The 22,086-nt window shown below is 62.8% G+C and carries 15 protein-coding genes, 1 other RNA gene and 1 pseudogene; 11 read left to right on the top strand and 6 right to left on the bottom strand.

Annotated features, from left to right (window positions below; genetic code table 11):
• Window positions 1-51: 51 nt before the first annotated feature.
• Both xdhB and xdhA read right to left on the bottom strand, forming a co-directional pair.
• Window positions 52-2,451 (bottom strand): xanthine dehydrogenase molybdopterin binding subunit, encoded by a 2,400-nt coding sequence (gene xdhB, locus IEC33019_RS15800; protein WP_099593745.1) that lies wholly within the window; start codon window positions 2,449-2,451, stop codon window positions 52-54.
• On the bottom strand, window positions 2,444-3,898 hold the full coding sequence (gene xdhA / locus IEC33019_RS15795) for a xanthine dehydrogenase small subunit (RefSeq protein WP_070092100.1): 1,455 nt from the start codon (window positions 3,896-3,898) through the stop codon (window positions 2,444-2,446). Before xdhA ends, xdhB begins: the two co-directional genes overlap by 8 nt.
• Before the next feature lie 266 nt (window positions 3,899-4,164).
• On the opposite strand from xdhA, the gene IEC33019_RS15790 reads away from it, so the two are divergent.
• The 8 genes and pseudogenes from IEC33019_RS15790 to IEC33019_RS28215 all read left to right on the top strand — a co-directional run.
• Window positions 4,165-4,824, top strand: coding sequence for a GntR family transcriptional regulator (locus IEC33019_RS15790; RefSeq protein ID WP_070092099.1), 660 nt, complete (start codon window positions 4,165-4,167; stop codon window positions 4,822-4,824).
• Window positions 4,825-4,827: 3 nt separating this feature from the next.
• On the top strand, window positions 4,828-8,316 hold the full coding sequence (smc, locus tag IEC33019_RS15785) for a chromosome segregation protein SMC (RefSeq protein WP_099593743.1): 3,489 nt from the start codon (window positions 4,828-4,830) through the stop codon (window positions 8,314-8,316).
• A gap of 202 nt (window positions 8,317-8,518) precedes the next feature.
• Window positions 8,519-9,391, top strand: coding sequence for a cell division protein ZipA (zipA, locus tag IEC33019_RS15780; protein ID WP_070092097.1), 873 nt, complete (start codon window positions 8,519-8,521; stop codon window positions 9,389-9,391).
• 99 nt (window positions 9,392-9,490) lie between these two features.
• A complete protein-coding gene (ligA, locus tag IEC33019_RS15775; protein WP_070092096.1) occupies window positions 9,491-11,845 on the top strand; it encodes an NAD-dependent DNA ligase LigA in 2,355 nt (784 codons plus the stop codon).
• Window positions 11,846-11,964: 119 nt separating this feature from the next.
• An RNA gene (gene ffs / locus IEC33019_RS15770) (signal recognition particle sRNA small type) lies at window positions 11,965-12,061 on the top strand.
• Window positions 12,062-12,225: 164 nt separating this feature from the next.
• Window positions 12,226-12,636 (top strand): hypothetical protein, encoded by a 411-nt coding sequence (locus tag IEC33019_RS15765; protein WP_070092095.1) that lies wholly within the window; start codon window positions 12,226-12,228, stop codon window positions 12,634-12,636.
• Between the two features lie 17 nt (window positions 12,637-12,653).
• Window positions 12,654-14,588, top strand: coding sequence for a hypothetical protein (locus IEC33019_RS15760; RefSeq protein WP_070092094.1), 1,935 nt, complete (start codon window positions 12,654-12,656; stop codon window positions 14,586-14,588).
• An 11-nt stretch (window positions 14,589-14,599) separates the two neighbouring features.
• Window positions 14,600-14,744, top strand: a pseudogene (locus tag IEC33019_RS28215) (DUF2938 family protein); the annotation flags it as partial.
• Window positions 14,745-14,747: 3 nt separating this feature from the next.
• On the opposite strand, the gene IEC33019_RS15755 reads toward IEC33019_RS28215, so the two are convergent.
• A complete protein-coding gene (locus tag IEC33019_RS15755; RefSeq protein WP_070092093.1) occupies window positions 14,748-15,536 on the bottom strand; it encodes a substrate-binding periplasmic protein in 789 nt (262 codons plus the stop codon).
• A gap of 131 nt (window positions 15,537-15,667) precedes the next feature.
• On the opposite strand from IEC33019_RS15755, the gene dnaX reads away from it, so the two are divergent.
• The 3 genes from dnaX to recR all read left to right on the top strand — a co-directional run bounded on the left by dnaX (window position 15,668) and on the right by recR (window position 19,089).
• On the top strand, window positions 15,668-17,743 hold the full coding sequence (gene dnaX, locus IEC33019_RS15750; RefSeq protein ID WP_070092092.1) for a DNA polymerase III subunit gamma/tau: 2,076 nt from the start codon (window positions 15,668-15,670) through the stop codon (window positions 17,741-17,743).
• Window positions 17,744-17,807: 64 nt separating this feature from the next.
• A complete protein-coding gene (locus IEC33019_RS15745; RefSeq protein WP_043212277.1) occupies window positions 17,808-18,134 on the top strand; it encodes a YbaB/EbfC family nucleoid-associated protein in 327 nt (108 codons plus the stop codon).
• Between the two features lie 352 nt (window positions 18,135-18,486).
• The gene (gene recR, locus IEC33019_RS15740; RefSeq protein WP_070092091.1) at window positions 18,487-19,089 is read left to right on the top strand and encodes a recombination mediator RecR; all 603 of its coding nucleotides are present in this window, start codon (window positions 18,487-18,489) and stop codon (window positions 19,087-19,089) included.
• A 42-nt stretch (window positions 19,090-19,131) separates the two neighbouring features.
• On the opposite strand, the gene IEC33019_RS15735 is transcribed toward recR, so the two are convergent.
• The 3 genes from IEC33019_RS15735 to hemN form a co-directional block, all read right to left on the bottom strand.
• On the bottom strand, window positions 19,132-19,680 hold the full coding sequence (locus IEC33019_RS15735; RefSeq protein WP_070092090.1) for an adenine phosphoribosyltransferase: 549 nt from the start codon (window positions 19,678-19,680) through the stop codon (window positions 19,132-19,134).
• Window positions 19,681-19,729: 49 nt separating this feature from the next.
• Window positions 19,730-20,464: a Crp/Fnr family transcriptional regulator FnrA gene (gene fnrA / locus IEC33019_RS15730; protein WP_070092089.1), complete on the bottom strand. Its 735-nt coding sequence runs from the start codon at window positions 20,462-20,464 to the stop codon at window positions 19,730-19,732.
• A gap of 187 nt (window positions 20,465-20,651) precedes the next feature.
• Window positions 20,652-22,034, bottom strand: a complete 1,383-nt coding sequence (gene hemN, locus IEC33019_RS15725) for an oxygen-independent coproporphyrinogen III oxidase (protein WP_070092088.1) — start codon at window positions 22,032-22,034, stop codon at window positions 20,652-20,654.
• Window positions 22,035-22,086 lie beyond the last annotated feature (52 nt).

The following is a 22,086-nucleotide window of genomic DNA, read 5'->3' as shown; positions in this document are numbered from 1 at the left end:
GGTTCGTCGCCGTATTCGCGGGTGAACCCGCTCCCACAGGGTTTCGCGTTGTCAGTGGGTGACGGTTTCCAGTTCCTGCTCGGCAGGCTGCTCGGCGGCTACCGCCTTGCGCATCTGCTCGCAGCCCCACAGCACTCGCTCAGGCGTCGCCGGGGCATCGACCTGCGGCTGCACGCGGTAGTCGGCGATGCTCGCCACGGCATCCTTGATGGCGCACCAGGCAGCGATGCCGAGCATGAACGGCGGCTCGCCCACGGCTTTGGAGTGGAACACGGTGTCTTCCGGGTTCTTGCGGTTTTCCACCAGCTTCACGCGCAGGTCCAGTGGCATGTCCGCCACCGCCGGGATCTTGTAGCTCGCCGGGCCGTTGGTCATCAGCTTGCCCTTGGCGTTCCACACCAGTTCCTCGGTGGTCAGCCAGCCCATGCCCTGGATGAAGCCGCCTTCTACCTGGCCGATGTCGATGGCCGGGTTCAGCGAGGCGCCGACGTCGTGCAGGATATCGGCCCGCAGCATCTTGTATTCGCCGGTCAGGGTATCGACCACCACCTCGACGCAGGCCGCGCCGAAGGCGAAGTAGTAGAACGGCCGGCCGCGGGCCTGGTCGCGGTCGTAGTAGATCTTCGGCGTGCGATAGAAACCGGTACTCGACAGCGACACCTGGGCAAAGTAGGCCTGCTGCACCAATTGCTCGAAGCTCACGATCTGGTCGCGCACCCGCACATGGCCGTTGCGGAACTCCACATCTTCCTCGGTGACCTTGTAGTGCCGAGCGGCGAACTCGGTCAGGCGCTTCTTGAGGATCTCAGCGGCGTTCTGCGCGGCCTTGCCGTTGAGGTCGGCGCCACTGGAGGCGGCGGTCGGCGAGGTGTTAGGCACCTTGTCGGTGTTGGTGGCGGTGATCTGGATGCGCTCGAAATCGACTTGGAACACCTGGGCCACAACCTGGGCGACCTTGGTGTTCAGGCCCTGGCCCATCTCGGTGCCGCCATGGTTCAGATGGATGCTGCCGTCGGTGTAGATGTGGATCAGCGCGCCAGCTTGGTTGAGGAAGGTCGCGGTGAACGAGATACCGAACTTCACCGGGGTCAGCGCCAGGCCTTTCTTGAGCACCGGGCTGTGTTCATTGAAGCGGCGGATCGACTCGCGGCGCTCGGCGTAGTCGGCACTGGCCTCGAGCTCGGCGGTCATCTCCTCGAGCATGTTGTGCTCGACGGTCTGGTAGTAATGAGTGACGTTGCGCTCGGTCTTGCCGTAGTAGTTGGCTTTGCGCACGGCCAGGGGGTCGAGCGCCAGATGGCGGGCGATATGGTCCATCACCTGCTCGATGGCGACCATGCCCTGCGGGCCGCCGAAACCACGGTAGGCCGTGTTGGACGCGGTGTTGGTCTTGCAGCGGTGGCCATGCACCGTGGCGTCGCCCAGGTAGTAGGCGTTGTCGGAGTGGAACATGGCGCGGTCGACGATCGAGCCGGACAGATCAGGCGAGTAACCGCAGTTGCCGGCCAGGTCCAGGTTGATGCCGTGCAGGCGGCCGCTGTCGTCGAAGCCTACGTCGTACTCCACGTAGAACGGGTGACGTTTGCCGGTCATCATCATGTCTTCGACGCGCGGCAGGCGCATCTTGGTCGGTTGACCGGTCAGGCGCGCGATGACGGCGCACAGGCAGGCCGGGCTGGCCGCCTGGGTCTCCTTGCCGCCGAAGCCGCCGCCCATGCGGCGCATGTCCACGACGATCTTGTTCATCGGCACGTCCAGCACTTCAGCTACCAGCTTCTGCACCTCGGTGGGGTTCTGGGTGGAGCAGAAGACGATCATGCCGCCGTCCTCGGTGGGCATCACCGAAGAGATCTGGGTTTCCAGGTAGAAGTGCTCTTGGCCACCGATGTGCAAAGTGCCTTGCAGGCGGTGGGGGGCAGTGGCCAGGGCGCTGTCCGAGTCGCCGCGCTGGTGGGTGTGGCTGTCCAGCACGAAATGCTTCTTGCGCAGGGCCTCGACCACGTCCAGTACCGGTTCGAGATCTTCGTACTCGACGATCGCCGCCATCGCGGCGCGGCGTGCGGTGTCCAGGTCGCGGGCTGCGACGGCCAGCACCGGCTGACCGAAGAACTCCACTTTGTCGATGGCCAGCAGCGGGTCACCGGCGACCACCGGGCCGATGTCCTTCAGGCCCGGGATGTCTTCATGGGTGATGGCGATGCGTACGCCCTCGAAGGCGTAGCATGGCGTGGTGTCGATGCGCAGGATGCGCGCATGGGCGCGGTCGGCGGTGCGCGCGAAGACGTGCAACTGGTTGGGGAATTCCAGGCGGTCATCGATGTACACCGCCTCGCCGCTGACGTGCTTGTCGGCGCTGTCGTGCTTGATGCTGCGGCCGACCCCGGTGGTCAGGTCCTGGCTGAACAGTTCGGCCATCTCGGCCTGGCTCTTGGCTACGTGATGGTTAGACATAAGCGGTCACCCGGGTTTCGATGTACGGCGATTGCAGTTCGATGAAGTACTTGCGCAGCAGGTTCTGCGCAGTCAGCAGGCGGTATTCCTTGCTGGCGCGGAAGTCCGAGAGTGGGGTGAAATCTTCGTCCAAGGCTTGGCAGGCCTGCTCGATGCTGGCCTGGGTCCAGGTCTTGCCCACCAGGGCGGCTTCGCAGGCGCGGGCACGTTTGGGGATGGCTGCCATGCCGCCGAAGGCGATGCGGGCCTCGCGAACCACCCCGTCCTCGATACGCAGGTTGAACGCAGCGCACACTGCCGAGATGTCGTCGTCCAGGCGCTTGGAAACCTTGTAGGCGCGGAACGTCCAGTCGGCGCTGGCACGCGGGACGATGATCTTCTCGATGAACTCGCTGTCCTGGCGTGCGGTGATGCGGTAATCGATGAAGTAGTCTTCCAGCGCCAGGGTGCGCTGGGTTTGGCCCTGGCGCAGGACCACCTGGGCGTCGAGGGCGATCAGCAGGGGTGGCGAGTCGCCGATCGGCGAAGCGTTGCCGATGTTGCCACCCAGGGTGCCCTGGTTGCGGATCTGCAGTGAGGCGAAGCGGTGCAGCAGGGCGCCGAAGTCCGGGTACTCCTCGTTCAGGGCGCCGTAGCAGTCGGTCAGCGGGGTGGCTGCGCCGATTTGCAGATGGGTCGCGGTTTTTTCGATGCACTTGAGTTCGGCCACGTGACCGACGTAGATCATCACCGGCAGGGCCTTGTGGAACTGGGTGACTTCCAAGGCCAGATCGGTACCGCCAGCCAGCAGGCGGGCCTCGGGGTGCGAGCTGTACAGGTCGGCAAGGTCGGCCACGGTCAGCGGCACCAGACAACGCTTGTCGCCGCTGTTGAGTTCACCGGTTTCGGTTGGCGCGATCGCCTTGAGGCGGGCGATGGTCTGGGCTTGCTGCTCGTCGAACTGGTCGCGACAAGGGCGGGCGCAGCTCTGCTCGGCGGCGGCGAGGATCGGACGGTAGCCGGTGCAGCGGCACAGGTTGCCTGCCAGGGCCTCCTGGGCTTGGTGCAGATCGTGGCCGTCGCTGTTCTTTTGCAGGGCGAACAGGGACATGACGAAGCCTGGGGTGCAGAAACCGCACTGAGAACCATGGCAATCAGCCATGGCTTGCTGCACGCTGTGCAGTTCGCCTTGGTGCTTGAGGCCTTCGACACTGATCAACTGTTTGCCGTGCAGCGACGAGACGAACGTCAGGCAGGAGTTGAGGCTGCGGTAGCGCACGGTATCACGGCCCTGGTCGTCCTGGGCCAGCTCGCCGACCACCACGGTGCAGGCGCCGCAGTCGCCACTGGCGCAGCCTTCCTTGGTGCCGGGTTTGCCCAGGTGCTCACGCAGGTATTGCAGCACCGTCATGTTCGGGTCCAGGGCGTGCTCACTACGCAGCTCCTGGTTGACGAGAAACTGGATCACGGGGAAGGCCTCGCAATGGTTTTATTGTTGTTCGGTCGGACTCTAAGCACGCTTGACCATTTGGTCAATAAATTTCTGACTCAAAGGTCAAGAATTTACGTGCACCACGCCCCGACGGGACAAATCGTCATAGTCAAAGCATAGAACGCACCGGTGCTGCAGCACGTCCGCAGGTCGAATAAAGCGCAACGATCCCCTGCGCGGCAGTCAGGCAAGTAGGCTACAATCGCCCCCTTGTGCCCCGTTCAAGATTCTGAAGGAAAACCATGACGTTCAAGGCGCCGGACAGCCTCTCTGAGCAGATCGCCCACTACCTGGCCGAACGGATCATTCGCGGCGAACTCAAGCCGGGCGAACGGATCCAGGAATTGAAGGTCACCCAGGCACTCAACGTCAGTCGCGGCTCAGTGCGCGAGGCGCTGTTGATCCTCGAGCGCCGGCATCTGGTGGCGATCCTGGCGCGCCGCGGCGCCCACGTCACCGAGCTTGACGAACGTGGCGTGCGCAGCCTGTGCACACTCATGGGCGAGTTCTACATCCTGCTGGGCAACGCGGTGGCCAGCCGTTGGCGCAACGAGCGCGACCTGGAGCCGTTCCTTGGGATCCAGCAGCGCCTGCAGCAGGCCCATGCCAACCAGGACATCGAGACGTTCGTCGCCGAAAGTTTCGCGGTGATGCGCGCCGCCTATCCGTTTGCCGACAATCCCTATCTGCAGGAAACCGTCGAGAACCTGCAGCCGGCCATGAGTCGTGCCTACTACCTGGCTCTGGATCAGCGTCAGGCCAACATGGTCGACTACCTTGAATTGTTCGCACGCCTGCTCGAAGCCGTGGTCGCCCGCGACCAGGCACGCATCCGCGAGGTTCTGGTCGCCTACAGCCAGCGCAGTTGCGAGCTGGTGCTGGCGGCCCTGGCGCAGGTCTGATCGATGCGCCTGAAGTGCATTCGACTGGCCGGATTCAAGTCGTTCGTCGACCCGACCACCGTCAATTTCCCCAGCAACATGGCCGCCGTGGTCGGCCCGAACGGTTGTGGGAAGTCCAACATCATCGATGCGGTGCGCTGGGTGATGGGCGAAAGCTCGGCCAAGAACCTGCGCGGCGAGTCGATGACCGACGTGATCTTCAATGGCTCGTCCGGCCGCAAGCCGGTGAGTCAGGCCAGCATCGAGCTGGTGTTCGACAACAGCGAGACCACGTTGCTCGGCGAGTACGCCGCCTACGCCGAGATCTCCATCCGCCGCAAGGTCACCCGCGACGGGCAGAACACCTATTACCTGAACGGCGCCAAATGCCGGCGACGTGACATCACCGATATCTTCCTCGGCACGGGCCTTGGGCCACGCAGCTACTCGATCATCGAGCAAGGAATGATCTCCAAGCTCATCGAGGCCAAGCCCGAGGAACTGCGTAATTTCATCGAGGAAGCCGCGGGCATCTCCAAGTACAAGGAGCGCCGTCGCGAAACCGAGAACCGCATTCGCCGTACCCAGGAGAACCTGGCGCGCCTGACCGACCTTCGCGAGGAGCTCGAACGCCAGCTTGAACGTCTGCACCGCCAGGCCCAGGCCGCCGAGAAATACCGGGAATACAAAGCCCAGGAGCGTCAGCTCAAGGCGCGCCTGTCGGCCCTGCGCTGGCGCGAGCTGGACGAGCGCGTGCGCCAGCGCGAAGTGGTCATCGGCGATCAGGAGGTGGCTTTCGAGGCCCTGGTGGCCGAGCAGCGCAATGCCGATGCCAGTATCGAGCGCCTGCGTGACGGCCATCATGAGCTGTCCGAGCGCTTCAATCAGGTCCAGGGGCGCTTTTATTCCGTCGCTGGTGACATCGCTCGGGTGGAACAGAGCATCCAGCATGGCCAGCAACGCTTGCGGCAATTGCAGGACGATCTTAAAGAGGCCGAGCGCACCCGCCTGGAAACCGAGTCGCACCTGGGGCATGACCGCACGTTGCTGGCAACCCTGGGCGAAGAGCTGGCGATGCTTGAGCCCGAGCAGGAACTGACCCTGGCGCGTGCCGAAGAAGCGACGGCCACCCTCGAGGAAGCTGAGCTGGGCATGCACGCCTGGCAGGAGCAATGGGACAGTTTCAATACCCAATCGGCCGAGCCGCGACGCCAGGCCGAGGTGCAGCAGGCCCGTTTGCAGCAGTTGGAGATCGGCCTGGAGCGCTTGGCCGAGCGTCAGCGCAAGCTGGAGGAGGAGCGCGAGCAGCTCGCGGCCGAGCCCGAAGACGCTGCGCTGTTCGAGCTGACCGAGCAAGTGGCCGGGAGTGAGCTGGCGCTCGAAACGCTTCAGTTGAGCGAGCAGCAGGTGGTCGAACAGCTCGAAGCGGTGCGCGAGTTGTTGCAACAGGCCACCGAAACCCATCAGCAGTCCCAAGGCGAACTGCAACGTTTGGGTGGGCGCCTGGCATCACTGGAGGCATTGCAGCAGGCGGCCTTGGAGCCGGGCGCAGGTGCTGGCGACTGGCTGCGTGGCCAGGGGCTGGAGCACACGCCACGACTGGCCGAAGGGCTGCGCGTCGAGCCAGGCTGGGAGCTGGCGGTCGAGACCGTGCTGGGCGCCGATCTGCAGGCGGTGCTGGTCGAAGACTTCGCAGCACTGGACTTCGCCGCTCTGGAGCAGGGCGAGCTGCGTCTGCTGCTGGCGAGCCCGGAGCAGGCCCGAATGCCGGGCAGCCTGCTGGATAAAGTCGAGGGGCGCACGGACCTGGCGCCCTGGCTAGGCCAAGTACGACCGGTGGAGAGCCTGGAGCAGGCCCTGGCTTTGCGCGCAGGTCTGATGGACGGCCAGAGCCTGGTCAGTCGAGACGGGTATTGGGTCGGGCGGCACTTTTTGCGAATCAGTCGTGGAGGGGAGTCCCAGGGCGGTGTACTGGCCCGTGGCCAGGAGATCGAACGCCTGGGCCAAGAGCAGCTCGAACTTCAAGCGCGTTTAGAACAACTGGATCAACACCTTCAGGGCCTGCGCGGACAACAGCGTGACCTGGAGGCGCAGCGCGAACAGCTGCGTCGGTGCAGCCAGGATGAAAACCGCCAGTTGGGCGAGCTCAAGGCGCGCCTTTCGGCCGGTCGAGCCCGCGCCGAGCAAGTCCAGCTGCGCTGCCGACGCTTGCAGGAAGAATTGGCCGAGCTCCAAGAGCAGCGGGCCATCGAGCACGAGCAACTGGGCGAGGCCCGCCTGCTGTTGCAGGAAGCCCTGGAGCGGATGGCCCAGGACACCGAGCAGCGCGAGCAACTGATGGCGCGTCGCGACACCCTGCGCGAGGGGCTCGATCGTATCCGCCAGGAGGCCCGTCAGCACAAGGATCATGCCCATCAGTTGGCGGTGCGCCTGGGCTCCCTGCGGGCTCAGCACGACTCCACTCGTCAGGCCCTGGAGCGCCTGGAGCTACAGGCGGCGCGCTTGAGCGAGCGTCAGGAGCAACTGAGCCTGAATCTGGAGGAGGGTGAGGCGCCGCTGGAAGAACTTCGCCTGAAGCTCGAAGAGCTGTTGGAGCGGCGTATGAGCGTGGACGAGGAAATGCGCCAGGCTCGTCTGCACATGGACGAAGCCGATCGTGAGCTGCGCGATGCCGAGCGTCGTCGAACCCAAGCCGAGCAACAGGCTCAGTTGTTGCGCGGACAGCTCGAACAGTCCCGCCTGGAATCCCAGGGGCTGGATGTGCGTCGCAAGACGCTGCAGGAACAGTTGCTGGCCGACGGCTATGACCTGCAGGGCGTGCTCGCCACCCTCGAGCCCGAGGTCAGCGAACAGGGCACCGAACAGGAGCTCGAGCAACTGGACGGGCGGATCCAGCGCCTGGGTGCGATCAACCTGGCAGCCATCGAGGAGTACCAGCAGCAATCCGAGCGTAAGCGTTACCTTGATGCGCAGGACGCCGACCTGGTGGAAGCACTGGAGACGCTGGAAAGCGTCATTCGCAAGATCGACAAGGAAACCCGCAACCGCTTCAAAGATACCTTTGATCAGATAAATGCCGGTTTGCAGGCACTTTTTCCAAAAGTTTTCGGTGGCGGCAGTGCTTACCTGGAACTGACGGGCGAAGATCTACTCGATACTGGGGTGACGATCATGGCGCGCCCGCCGGGCAAGAAGAACAGCACCATCCATCTGTTGTCCGGTGGCGAGAAGGCGTTGACCGCCCTCGCACTGGTGTTCGCCATCTTCAAGCTGAACCCGGCACCGTTCTGCATGCTCGACGAGGTCGATGCGCCGCTGGACGATGCCAACGTCGGACGTTACGCCAGGTTGGTGAAGGAAATGAGCGAAAGCGTGCAATTCATCTACATCACCCATAACAAGATTGCCATGGAAATGGCTGATCAATTGATGGGGGTGACCATGCACGAGCCAGGCTGCTCACGCCTTGTTGCAGTTGATGTGGAGGAGGCACTGGCCATGGTCGATGCCTGATGAGCGAAGATAAGGCAGGATACGTGGGGAAATCCCCCGACATGTGCGACAGACGGTGTAAAGTTGCCTTTGGTCGTGCTAGCTTTATGTCACTTGTTTTTTGCGTGGGTAAAACGCCTGTCAGAACATAGAGTTGGCGCCACGTGTTAAAGGGCTTTGAAGCCTTTGTTTTCAAGCATATTTTTTAGAGGCACGGGATTACATGGAAATCGGTCTGCGCGAATGGCTGATCGTCATCGGCGTCATTGTCATCGCCGGTATTCTTTTCGACGGCTGGCGCCGCATGCGCGGCGGCAAGGGCAAGTTGAAATTCCGTCTGGATCGCAGCTACTCCAATCTGCCGGACGAAGAAGGCAACGCCGAGGTGTTGGGCCCTGCACGCGTACTGGAAACCCAGAAAGAGCCCGAGCTGGACGAAAGCGATCTGCCTTCGGTCAGCGCGCCGGCGCGCGAACGTGAACCCAAGCCGGCCAAAGCCAGCAAACGCGGCAAGCGTGCCAGCGAGCCACAGCAGGGTGACCTGAACCTGGCCGCCGAACCGCGTGAGCCGGACCTGTTCGCCGACTCCGACGATGAGCTTCCTGCCGAGCACAGCCGCCACAACGGCGCGGCGGCGAACAACACGGTCAAGGAGTTGCCGCCGGCCGAGGAAGTGCTGGTGATCAGCGTGATCTCCCGTGATGAGGGTGGTTTCAAGGGGCCGGCCCTGCTACAGAACATCCTTGAAAGTGGCCTGCGTTTCGGCGAGATGGACATCTTCCATCGCCACGAAAGCATGGCCGGTCACGGCGAAGTGCTGTTCTCCATGGCCAACGCCGTCAAGCCAGGCGTCTTCGATCTGGACGACATCGACCATTTCAGCACGCGTGCGGTGAGCTTCTTCCTGGGCCTGCCTGGTCCGCGTCACCCCAAGCAGGCCTTCGACGTGATGGTCGCCGCCGCCCGCAAGCTGGCCCATGAACTCAACGGTGAGCTCAAGGACGACCAGCGCAGCGTACTGACCGCTCAGACTATCGAGCATTACCGCCAGCGCATCGTCGAATTCGAGCGCCGCGCGCTGACCCAGAAGCGTTAATGGCCCCAAGCGGGCGGATCCTGCCTCGATCCTGCCCGCGCGATTTCAGCAAAAGAGCAGCCCTGGGCTGCTCTTTTGCGTTGCAAGAGAAGATGAACGATGAACGCCGAAAACCGTATCCATGAACTGCGTGCCGAACTCGACCAGCACAACTACCGTTATTACGTGCTGGACGAACCGAGTGTGCCTGACGCCGAATACGATCGTCTGTTCAACGAGCTCAAGGCGTTGGAGGCCGAGTATCCCCACCTTGTGACCCCTGATTCGCCAACCCAGCGTGTCGGCGGCGCGGCGCTGGCGGCGTTCAGCCAGGTGCGTCATGAAATTCCCATGCTCAGCCTGGGCAATGCCTTCGAGGAAGACGACCTGCGCGACTTCGACCGTCGCGTGGTGGAAGGGCTGGATCTACCGGTCGGCGACCTGTTCGCCGAGCAGGCCGCAGTCGACTACAGCTGCGAGCCCAAGCTCGATGGCCTTGCAGTCAGCCTGTTGTATCGTGACGGCCTGCTGGTGCAGGGCGCCACCCGGGGTGATGGCACCACCGGTGAGGACATCAGCGCCAATGTGCGCACTGTACGAAACATCCCGCTCAAGCTGCAGGGCAAGGGCTGGCCGGCGGTGCTCGAAGTACGTGGTGAGGTGTACATGAGCAAGGCCGGTTTCGAGCGTCTGAACGCCGCTCAGGCGGAGAGTGGCGGCAAGACCTTTGCCAACCCGCGCAACGCCGCAGCCGGCAGTCTGCGCCAGCTGGACTCCAAGATCACCGCCAGCCGCCCTCTGGAGTTCTGCTGCTACGGCGTGGGCCAGGTCTCCGAGGCCATCGCCGACAGCCATATCGGCATCCTGGAGAAGCTCAAGACCTGGGGGTTGCCCATCAGTCGCGAACTGCGCCATGCCGCAGGCGTGGAGCAGTGCCTTGCGTACTACCGCGACATCGGTGCCCGGCGCAACGATCTGCCCTACGAGATCGACGGTGTGGTGTTCAAGGTCAACAGTCTGGCCGCCCAGCGCGAGCTGGGCTTCCGTGCCCGGGAGCCGCGTTGGGCCATCGCCCACAAGTTCCCGGCCATGGAAGAACTCACCGAAGTGCTCGACGTGGAGTTCCAGGTCGGCCGCACTGGCGCCGTCACCCCCGTGGCGCGGCTCAAGCCGGTCAAGGTGGCCGGTGTCACGGTCTCCAATGCCACGCTGCACAACATGGATGAGATTGCCCGCCTGGGCCTGATGATCGGCGATACCGTGATCATCCGCCGGGCCGGTGACGTCATTCCGCAGGTCATGCAGGTGGTGACCGAACGCCGTCCCGACAACGCCCGGCCGGTGGCGGTGCCCACCCAGTGTCCGGTCTGTGGCTCGCAAGTCGAGCGCACCCAACTGGTCAAGCGCAGCAAAGGCAAGGAGACCACCAGCGAGGGCGCGGTGTACCGCTGTGTGGGGCGTCTGGCCTGCGCTGCCCAGCTCAAGCAGGCGATCATCCACTATGTTTCGCGCCGAGCGATGGACATCGACGGCCTGGGCGAGAAGAGCGTCGAGCAACTGGTGGACGAGAACCTGATCCGCTCGCCGGCCGACCTCTATGACCTCAAGTTCGAACAGATCGTCGAGCTGGAAGGCTTCGCCGAAGTGTCCAGCAACAAGCTGCTGGACGCGATCCAGGCCAGCAAGCAGCCGAGCCTTGCCCGCTTTATCTTCGCCCTGGGGATCCCGGACGTCGGCGAGGAGACTGCCAAGGTTCTGGCCCGCTCCCTGGGCAGCCTGGCGCGGGTGCAGCAAGCCCTGCCGCAGGTGCTGACCTACCTGCCGGACATCGGCCTGGAAGTCGCCTACGAGATCCATAACTTCTTCGAGGACGAGCACAACCGCGACGTCATCAAGCAATTGCTCGACAGCGGTATGCAATTGCAGGACGAGGGCGACCTGGCGGCCGAGTTCGCCGCCAGCACCACCTTGGCCGGCATGATCGCCAAGCTCGATATCCCCTCGGTCGGCCCGACAGGTGCGGAAAAGCTGGTGGCCAAGCTGGGCTCCCTGGACAAGATCATCGAAGCCGATGGCATCGACCTGCGCCAGGCCCTGAACACCAAGCAGGCTGAAGCGGTGCGGGAGTTCTTCAAGGTCGAGGCCAACCAGCGACTGGCTCGCGCCATCGAAGCGCAGCTACAGGACTTTGGCATGCACTGGGCCAGCGAGAAGAAGATCGCGCAAGGCCTGCCGCTGGTGGGGCAGACCTGGGTGTTGACCGGCACCCTGGAGCGCATGAGCCGCGACATCGCCAAGGACAAACTGGAAAGCCTGGGCGCCAAGGTGGCCGGCTCGGTCTCTGGCAAGACCCACTGCGTAGTCGCCGGGCCCGGTGCGGGCTCCAAGCTCGCCAAGGCCAGCGAGCTGGGCGTCAAGGTGCTGGATGAGGATGCATTCGTCAGCTTCCTCGAGGGCCATGGCATTGCCGTCTGACCGGCAGCGGGGACAAGTCATTGAGAAATGATGGTTTTTTCTTGATGCAGAGGTTGTAACTTCGCCCCAGACCGGTACAATGGCGCGGCTCGTCACATGGCGAGCCGTCGTGGTGGCCCCATCGGTCCCCCCGCAACGATTACCCGTTAACCTGGTCAGGCCCGGAAGGGAGCAGCCATAGCGGGAACATCGTGTGCCGGGGTGTGGCTGGTGGGGCCGCCTCCATTTCTGGCGTCCGCCAAGCTATTCATCTGTCCTCTCCCGTCTCCGCCTGCACCAGCATCAACGTCTGGTAATACCGCGCGCCTTTCTCCCGCCCCTGCGAGCGCCTTATCATGCAAGGCATTCCATCAGCTGTTTCGCCCCGTGAGGTATCGATCATGGATCACGTAGACGACCAGACCCGCCACAAGATCCGTGATTGGCAAATCCGTCGCCTGGAAATCAAGGACCTGATGGCCGCCCATCCCGAGCGGGTCCTGGAGCTTTCGAAGGTGCTGGACCAGATGGAAGAGGAGCACGAGCGCATCCTCGGCGAAGCAGAAGTGATTGCGGGCAGTGAACAGGGCGTTGTCGCTCAGGGGGCTTTGAGCGTCGAGCTCAACGTTTCGGCGGACAGCGCCCGGGACCTGCGCAAGCTGCTGGAAATGGCACTCTATGAACTCGACGGCATGCTGGAAGCCGATCATCCAGAGGCACGAAGCTATCCGGGCGGCATGTCGGGCAGCCTTGGGGTGTACGAGTACACCCTGACAGTGGCAAAGGCCAGCGGGCCTCGCCATGTTGATTGATTTTCCCGTGAGCGCGTATGCAACCTGAACACTACGATTTCACCAACCCCGTGTTTCTACCGGTTACCCTGGAGACTTGCCAGGGGTTGCTCGATGCCCAGGATCACGGTGCGCTCGATGCGCTTGGCGATGCGCAGCTGGCTGCGGTACTGGTCGTCCAGAATCTTGCCGAAACCAAGGGGCAGATGCTCGATCCGGCGGCGGCGGAGAAGGTGCTGGCCAAGCTTCTCGCCTGGTCGGTCGATGTTCGTCATTCCCCAGGGGTGGGATTGTTGTCGGAAGCGCGGCGGTTGTTCGATGCGCGGAAGCTCTATTTCGGTTTGGAAGCCATCAAAGGCTCGAAGCTGCATCTGCTGATGGCTGACGAAGTGGCGGCCGGCGAGTACCTGTTGCCTGATGGCAAATGGGATTTCGAGTTCAAGATTCGCCGTTACCTGCGCAACAACCCGTTTCGTCAGCAGGCGATAACAGGTTTCGACAAGGAGCGCTGGCTCACCGCCGAGCAGGATAAGTTGGTCAGGATCGTGCGGGCCAATCCGGACGAGGACCTGCATGTCCAAGGTTATGCGGGGATTGGCAAGAGCTACTTGCTCGGGGCATTGATGGACTGCCTGCCAGCGGGGAGGGTGCTGCCGCTGGCGCGTACCCCGGGCAAATTGCACACCCTGCGCCGCCGTTTGGGTGTCGCTGCCGACAGCAAACGAGGCAAGACCTTTGGCGAATTCGCCCAGGAGTTGTTGCAGGGCTCGCGGCGTGCGCCTGCCAAGGCCGTGAGAGTGCCGCGCAAACGTGCCTTGGCCGAGGAGTTGGGTATTCTCGGTTTTCGCCAGTACGGGCCAGAGAAAGCGCTGGAGATCTGCCTCGAACTGTTGAAGAACTATTGTGAGTCCTGGGATTACAGCATCACCGCCCGGCATCTGCCGTTCTTCGAGCAGCCCTTGTCCAATGTCGATAGCCGGGTACTGCTGGAGTACTCAAGCCGATTGTGGACCTACCTGCAGGCCAATCCGGCATGGGGCAGCCATACGGGGTTCCTGGCACTGTTGCTGATCAAGCGTGCAAGCCTTGCCGGCTGCAGCGTGCCAACGCGCTATAGCCATGTGATCATCGACGAGAGCCAGGACGTGCCGGCGTCCTTGCTGCAGATCATCGAGCGCGGCCGTCAGGTCCTGATTACGCTTGGCGATGAGTACCAGCGCGCCTGGGGGCCAGGGTTGCGCAGGCAGCGAGAGGTGCGCCAGCGCGATATCGCCTTCTCCGTGCGCAGCGGGCCTCAGGTGGAACGCTTGATCAATCCACTGATCAGTGTGCATTCGCAAAAGTCCAAGCTGGCGTTCGAGGGCGCGGGTAGCGCCGAGGTCGGTGTGGAGTTCTACCCCGAAGGCTTTGTGCCGCCGGAGGACTGCGTGGTGTTGGCCGCATCCCATTGGGACGCGATGAAGTGGGCCATGGAGCTGGCCGGTAAGCATTACGCAATCGCCCTTGCCGAGCAGATGAACCTGCAGGGTTTCATGGAAAACGCGATCAGGTTGTTCAGGGGCGAGCAGGATAGCGACGAATCGCATCCGTACTTCGCTCATACCACGGACTGGCAGCAGGTTCGCGATATCCATCAGCACGATGGTGCATTCTTGTGGGTCGAGGCCAGGCTGCAGGAAGGCTTCCGGATCGCTGAGCTGAACAAGGTCAAGGCCCGGATATCGGGCCAGCCCGGCAGTATCTCGTTAATGCTGGCCCAGGACGCGGGAGGGCTGGAGTTCGAGCGCGTGCTGTTGACGCCGGAACTGATGAGTACGGACCCCTTCAGGGACGCCTATGCATTCGATGCCCGGGTCTGCGCGGTGTACATCGCGCTTTCACGGGCGCGGCGTCAGCTTTACCTGCCCTACGAGGTGGAGGAATGGGTGGCTTATCATAAGAGCCAGCCCTTCCGGGAATCACATGGTTATTGAGGTTTGGCCTGCTCTTTCGCCCGCGTACTGGCGGCTTCTTTGCCTCGCGTACGCCTAGGCCGTTGGCCCGTTGCCTGCGCAGCGTGGCGACGCATGGGGTGTTTTGGGGTGGGTTTGTTCTTGAGCGCTGTGGTAATGCAGGCGGGCTCGTGGTGAGGGTCAGCGATCGGAAATCTGGGACGACGTGACTGTCTGCGAACTGACCGGTTGTGTTGATGGAGTGTTGTAGCGCTGCAGGATGCGCTCGATCTGACCCGATTGCTTCATATGCGCCAGTGCACTGAGTACTGCCTGGGTGGGAACTGCCGGGTCGTTGCGCACGATACAGCTCAGGTCCTGCTCTTCCAGCACGGCGAGGGCCTTTAATCGTTGCTCAGGGGGGAGTGTGCGGTTGAACCATAGCAGTGAGAATTCGTTGCTCACGGCGTGGCGGTAGCGGCCGGCCTGGAGTTTTTGCAAGGCGAGTACCTGGTTGCGGCTGTCCTCGCGTCGCAGCCGACCGTCGGCAAATAGTGTGTCCAAGGCGGGGTAGTGGTAGCCCAGCACCGTGCCCACGGCTTGTGCGGGCAATTGTTCAAGGCGGGCAGGGGGGTACTGGCCGGGGCTGCCGACCAGCAGGTCGCGCTGATGCAGGAGGGGTACGCTCCACAGGAACTTGTCGAAGCGGTCGTCGAGCCACGTGGGGGTCACATGGCAGCGCACATCGACTTCGCCCGCGTCCATGGCCTGTTGCACGCGCAGACGCGCCATCACGTGATACTCCGCTCGTATGCCCGTTTCTTGGGCCAGTGTCTGCATCAGGTCAAACAGGATGCCTTCGACGGGTTGGTCCTGTTCAATGCGAATCAGGGGCATGCTCCAGCTTTCGGCCACGGAAAATCGCAGCACGGGTTGCTCGGCCAGGGCATTGCCGGCCCAGAGCATGAGGATGAGCAGGGCTCGCTGCACGTCAATCCTCCTTGATCGCTGCCAATGCGTGCGCTTGTCCATAGCTTAGACGACTTCGGCAGGGTGCAATTTTGCCCCCGCTCCGCTAGCATTAGCGATCTTCCGCTTGTTCAGGCTGCGATGGTTTTTTGATGAGTTATCAGGTTCTTGCACGTAAATGGCGCCCGCGCTCGTTCCGCGAAATGGTCGGCCAGGCCCATGTGCTCAAGGCTTTGATCAACGCCCTGGACAACCAGCGCCTGCACCATGCCTATCTGTTCACCGGCACTCGCGGCGTGGGCAAGACCACGATCGCGCGCATCATTGCCAAGTGCCTGAACTGCGAAACCGGTATCACCTCCACGCCATGCGGTACCTGTTCGGTCTGCCGGGAGATCGACGAAGGGCGCTTCGTCGACCTGATCGAGATCGACGCCGCGAGCCGGACCAAGGTCGAAGACACCCGTGAACTGCTCGACAACGTGCAGTACGCGCCGAGCCGTGGGCGTTTCAAGGTCTACCTGATCGACGAAGTGCACATGCTCTCTACCCACTCCTTCAACGCCCTGTTGAAGACGCTGGAAGAGCCGCCGCCGTACGTCAAGTTCATCCTCGCCACCACCGATCCACAGAAGCTTCCTGCGACCATTCTGTCGCGTTGCCTGCAGTTCTCGTTGAAGAACATGAGCCCGGAGCGGGTGGTCGAGCACCTGAGCCATGTGCTGGGCGCCGAGAATGTGCCATTCGAGGAAGATGCCCTGTGGCTGCTCGGCCGTGCGGCCGACGGCTCCATGCGCGACGCCATGAGCCTGACCGATCAGGCCATTGCCTTCGGCGAGGGCAAGGTGCTGGCCGCCGATGTCCGGGCGATGCTCGGTACTCTCGACCATGGTCAGGTGTATGGCGTGCTCCAGGCGCTGTTGGAGGGCGATGCCCGGGCGCTTCTGGAGGCCGTGCGCAACCTCGCCGAACAGGGCCCGGACTGGAATGGCGTGCTGGCCGAGATGCTCAATGTGCTACACCGAGTCGCCATTGCCCAGGCGCTGCCCGAGGCCGTGGACAATGGCCAGGGCGATCGTGACCGCGTGCTGGCCCTGGCTTCGGCATTGCCGGCTGAGGACGTGCAGTTTTATTACCAGATGGGCCTGATCGGTCGTCGGGACCTGCCGTTGGCGCCGGATCCGCGGGGTGGATTCGAGATGGTCCTGCTGCGGATGCTGGCCTTCCGCCCGGCGGATGCCGAAGATGCACCGAAGCCGGCACTAAAGCCGGTGGGGATCAGCCAGGCCACAGCTGATCCGGCGAAACCGGTGGCAGCCGCGGCTCCTGTCGTCGAGCCGCCTGTTGCCAGTGTTCCCGAGCAATCCGTTGCTGCGGCCCAAGCACCTGCTGCTGTCGAGCCGGCCGTTGTGCCGGCGATCGAGCCACCTGCAGAGGTTGTAGAACCGGTACCTGAGCCCGAGCCCGAGCCGCAGATCGAGGTTTCTGCGCCGGAGCCGGACGTGGTGGTGGAGGAAGTCATCGACCTGCCGTGGGAAGAGCCGGCCGCGCCCCCAGCGCCCGACGCCTCGCCCGCGCCGCAGGCTCAGCCTGTTCCAGTGCCCAGCCAAAGCCAGTACAGCGATGACGATCCACCCTTCGATCCGTCTGCCTACGGCTCGGCAGGTATGGACCGTGACGACGAACCGCCGCTGGATGAGGATTACTACACGCCGGACAGCGACCCAACCGGTTTCAGCTATCTGGACGAGTTGGCCGAACATGTACACGAAGCCGAGCCGGCCAAGGCGCCGGAGCCTCTGCCGGCGGCCAAGCCGGCTACAGGTCTAGCCCTGCAATGGCTGGAATTATTCCCACAGTTGCCTGTCTCCGGTATGACAGGCAACATCGCCGCAAACTGTACGCTGATTGCCGCTGATGGCGACGATTGGCTGCTGCATTTGGACCCGGGGCAGGGTGCGCTGTTCAACACCACCCAGCAGCGTCGTCTGAACGAAGCGCTCAACCAGCACTTGGGGCGTACCCTGCGACTGAAGATCGAACTGATCCGCCCCGAGCAGGAAACCCCGGCCCAGGCCGCTGCCCGCAAGCGCGCGGAGCGCCAGCGCGAGGCTGAGGTGTCGATCGAGCAGGACCCACTCATCCAGCAGATGATCCGGCAGTTCGGTGCGACGGTACGACAGGATACTATTGAGCCTGTGCAAGCCTTGGTCAGCCAGGGCGAATAAACGGATAACCATGCGCCCGGTGGCGAGCCAGGGCGCATCACATGACCCAATCGAGGTGTACCCCATGATGAAAGGTGGCATGGCCGGCCTGATGAAGCAGGCCCAGCAGATGCAGGAAAAAATGGCCAAGATGCAGGAAGAGCTGGCCAATGCTGAAGTGACTGGCCAATCCGGTGCCGGCCTGGTCAGCGTGGTGATGACCGGTCGCCATGACGTCAAGCGCATCAGCATCGACGACAGCCTGATGCAAGAGGACAAGGAAGTACTGGAAGACCTGATCGCTGCTGCGGTCAACGACGCCGTGCGCAAGGTCGAGCAGAACAGCCAGGAGAAAATGGGCAGCATGACTGCAGGCATGCAGTTGCCGCCGGGCTTCAAGATGCCGTTCTAACGGTTGCTTGGCCAGCAAGACTGGCTGCACATTGAAAAGCCGCTACCGATGATCGGGGCGGCTTTTTTGTTTGGCTTGTGAAAAACCATGCTGACCCAACACATCAGCTACAACGGGTTCGTTGCTCATGCCCGTAGCTTTTGCTCTTCATACGCGATAGTCCAGACACCGCGAATCGTGACTTCAGGAGGCCGAGTGAAGGTGCCTGGGCAATCGCGCATAAGGAGCAAGCGCAAGCACAACGCGTCGGGAGGTGAAGTCGTTGCTTGTGGCCGCTTGAAGGGGGGTGTATTTGACGTATATGACCCCGGCCGGTATAAACCGCCTCCTATTGATCTGTCAGGCCTTTCCCATGAGCTTCAGCCCCCTGATCCGCCAACTGATCGACGCCCTGCGCATACTGCCCGGTGTCGGTCAGAAAACCGCCCAGCGTATGGCCCTGCAGTTGCTCGAGCGCGACCGCAGCGGTGGCTTGCGCCTGGCCCAGGCCCTGAGCCAGGCCATGGAAGGCGTTGGCCACTGCCGTCAATGCCGGACGCTGACCGAGCAGGAACTGTGCCCGCAATGCGCCGATACGCGCCGAGACGACACCCAGCTCTGTGTGGTGGAGGGGCCGATGGATGTGTATGCGGTGGAGCAGACGGGCTATCGAGGCCGCTACTTTGTCCTCAAGGGGCACCTGTCGCCGTTGGACGGGCTCGGGCCGGACGCAATCGGGATTCCACAATTGATGGCGCGGATCGAAGAGCAGGGGAGTTTCACCGAGGTGATCCTGGCGACCAACCCTACGGTGGAGGGGGAGGCGACTGCTCATTACATCGCTCAACTGCTGACCGAGAAAGGCCTGATCGCCTCGCGCATCGCCCATGGCGTGCCGCTGGGTGGGGAGCTTGAGCTGGTGGATGGTGGAACCTTGGCTCATGCATTCGCCGGGCGTAAGCCGATTTCACTCTGAATCAAAGAGCAGGGCCGCCTCGCGGCCCTGGCGCATCACGACTCAGTATTCGCTCAGCGAAAACTCGGTCAGGCAGAAGGTCGGCACACCTGCAGCCTGCAGGCGACGGGAGCCGTCCAGCTCAGGCAGGTCGATGATCGCCGCAGCTTCGAACACTTCGGCACCGGTGCGGCGGATCAGGTTGGCAGCCGCCAGTAGAGTGCCGCCGGTGGCGATCAGGTCATCGAAGATCAACACCGAATCGCCTTCGCACAGGCTGTCGGCGTGCACTTCAAGGAACGCTTCGCCGTACTCGGTCTGATAAGCCTCCGACAGCACGTCAGCCGGCAGTTTGCCCTGCTTGCGGAACAGGATCAGGGGCTTGTTCAACTGGTGGGCAATGATCGAACCGATCAGGAAGCCCCGGGCATCCATGGCGCCGATGTGGCTGAACTCGGCCTCGACATAACGCTCGATGAACTGATCGGCCACATAGCGCAACCCGCGCGGCGACTGGAACAAAGGGGTGATGTCACGGAAGATCACGCCCGGCTTGGGAAAGTCCGGGACCGGGCGGATCAGGGCTTTGAGGTCGAAGGTATCGCTGTGCATGTGGCTGTCCTGGAAAACGGATGCGCCAGTATACCTTGCCGGTGCGGCTTCAGGCTTCTATCGCGCCGCCCGCCAGCGCGCACAGCTGGATCGGGTCGAGGATGTGCACTTCCTTGCCCTCGGCCTTGATCAGGCCGTTTTGCTGGAAGCGCGTGAACACCCGCGACACGGTTTCCACCGCCAGGCCCAGATAATTGCCGATTTCGTTGCGCGACATGCTCAGGCGGAACTGGTTGGCAGAATAACCACGGGCGCGGAAGCGGGCGGAAAGGTTGACCAGGAACGTGGCGATACGTTCGTCCGCGGTCTTTTTCGACAGCAGCAGCATCATTTGCTGGTCGTCCCGAATCTCCCGGCTCATCACCCGCATCAATTGGCGACGCAACTGCGGCAACTGGACCGACAGTTCATCCAGGCGCTCGAAGGGGATCTCGCAGACCGAGGTGGTTTCCTGGGCCTGGGCCGATACCGGGTAGGTCTCGGTGTCCATCCCCGACAGCCCGACCAGCTCGCTGGGCAGGTGGAAGCCGGTAATCTGTTCTTCACCGCTGTCACTGAGGCTGAAGGTTTTCAGCGCGCCGGAACGTACCGCGTAGACCGAGCCAAAATTGTCGCCCTGGCGGAACAGGAACTCGCCCTTCTTCAGGGGGCGGCCGCGCTTGACGATTTCATCCAGTGCGTCCATGTCCTCCAGATTGAGTGACAGCGGCAGGCACAGGGGGGCCAGGCTGCAATCCTTGCAATGGGCCTGGTTGTGTGGGCGCAGTTTGACTGGCTCGGACATTTCTATCGATCCTTGTGGGAAAGCACACATAAGCTGTAAGGGTAACTCACAGCATAGGTTGTAGGCCAGTGCGCGCTAGTGTGGTGCGACCTGGCCGGGCCTCGGCGGGAGTGTGCCGAGGCCTGTCAATTGCCCATAGTGTGCCTGACAAGGCGTTCTGTCCATGCGGTTGATCGACTCGGTCAGTTCATATCACCCGAGAGAAGCGCTGCTGGTTGTGCATGGCCAGGTAGGCGTCGAACACCATGCATACCGAGCGCACCAGCAGTCGCCCGGCCGGGAGTACCTGTATGCCCTTGGCATCCAGGCTGATCAGGCCATCGCGCTGCATGGCCTGCAACTGTGGCCATTGATCCTTGAAGTAGCCACGAAAGTCGATGGTGAAGGCTTGCTCGACGGTGTCGAAGTCCAACTCGAAATGGCAGATCAATTGCTGGATGACTGCCCGGCGCAGGCGGTCATCCGGGTTGCACAGCAGTCCGCGTTGGGTCGCCAGTTGGGCGGTGGAGAGTGTGTCCTGGTAGGTGGCCAGGTCGCTGCTGTTCTGGCAGTACAGGTCGCCGATCTGGCTGATGGCCGATACGCCCAGGCCGATCAGGTCGCAGTGGCCGTGGGTGGTGTAGCCCTGGAAGTTGCGCTGCAGCGTGCCTTCTTCCTGGGCGATGGCCAGTTCGTCGTCGGGCAGGGCGAAGTGGTCCATGCCGATGTAGCGGTAACCCGCGCCGGTCAGTTGCTCGATGGTGGCCTGGAGCATTTCCAGCTTGGCCGAAGGCGTCGGCAGCTCGGTGCTGTCGATGCGTCGCTGGGGCATGAAGCGCTCGGGCAGGTGGGCGTAGTTGAATACCGAGAGGCGGTCCGGCTGCAGACGGATCACTTCCTCGACGGTACGGGCGAAGCCTTCAGGGGTCTGCTTGGGCAGGCCGTAAATCAGATCGAGGTTGACCGAGCGGAACTGCAGGGTGCGTGCGGCCTCGATCAAGGTGCGGGTCTGCTCCAGGCTTTGCAGGCGATTGACCGCACGCTGGACGGCTGGGTCCAAGTCCTGTACGCCCAGGCTCACACGGTTGAAGCCCAGCTCGCGCAGCAGACCCATGGTCGACCAGTCCGCTTCGCGCGGGTCGATCTCGATACCGTAGTCGCCGGAATCATCGTCGAGCAGGTGGAAGTGCTGGCGCAGGGTGGCCATGAGCTGGCGCAGTTCGACATGACTGAGGAAGGTGGGCGTGCCACCGCCGAAGTGCAATTGCTCGACCTGCTGCTTGGTATCCAGGTGGCAGGCGATCAGCTGGATCTCCTGCTCCAGACGTTGCAGATAAGGCTGGGCCCTGGCGCGGTCCTTGGTGATGACCTTGTTGCAGGCGCAGTAGTAGCAGATGTTGGCGCAGAACGGCACGTGGACGTACAGCGACAGTGGGCGGACCGCGCGACGGCTCTCGCGCAGGGCGTGGAGCAGGTCGAACGAGCCCACTTCGCCGTGCAGTTGCATGGCGGTCGGATAGGAGGTGTAGCGTGGGCCGGCCAGATCGTAGCGGCGGATCAGGTCGCAGTCCCAGCGTAGGTCGTCGAGCATGGTGGTCCCCGGAGAGAGCGGCAGTGTCCGGAGTCTAGGGCGGCCTGTTGGA

The sequence above is a fragment of the Pseudomonas putida genome, from assembly GCF_002741075.1.
Classification (GTDB): Bacteria; Pseudomonadota; Gammaproteobacteria; order Pseudomonadales; family Pseudomonadaceae; genus Aquipseudomonas; species Aquipseudomonas putida_T.
The sequence above is the reverse complement of the archived record's forward strand: the minus strand, read 5'-3'. Positions and strand labels throughout refer to the sequence as shown.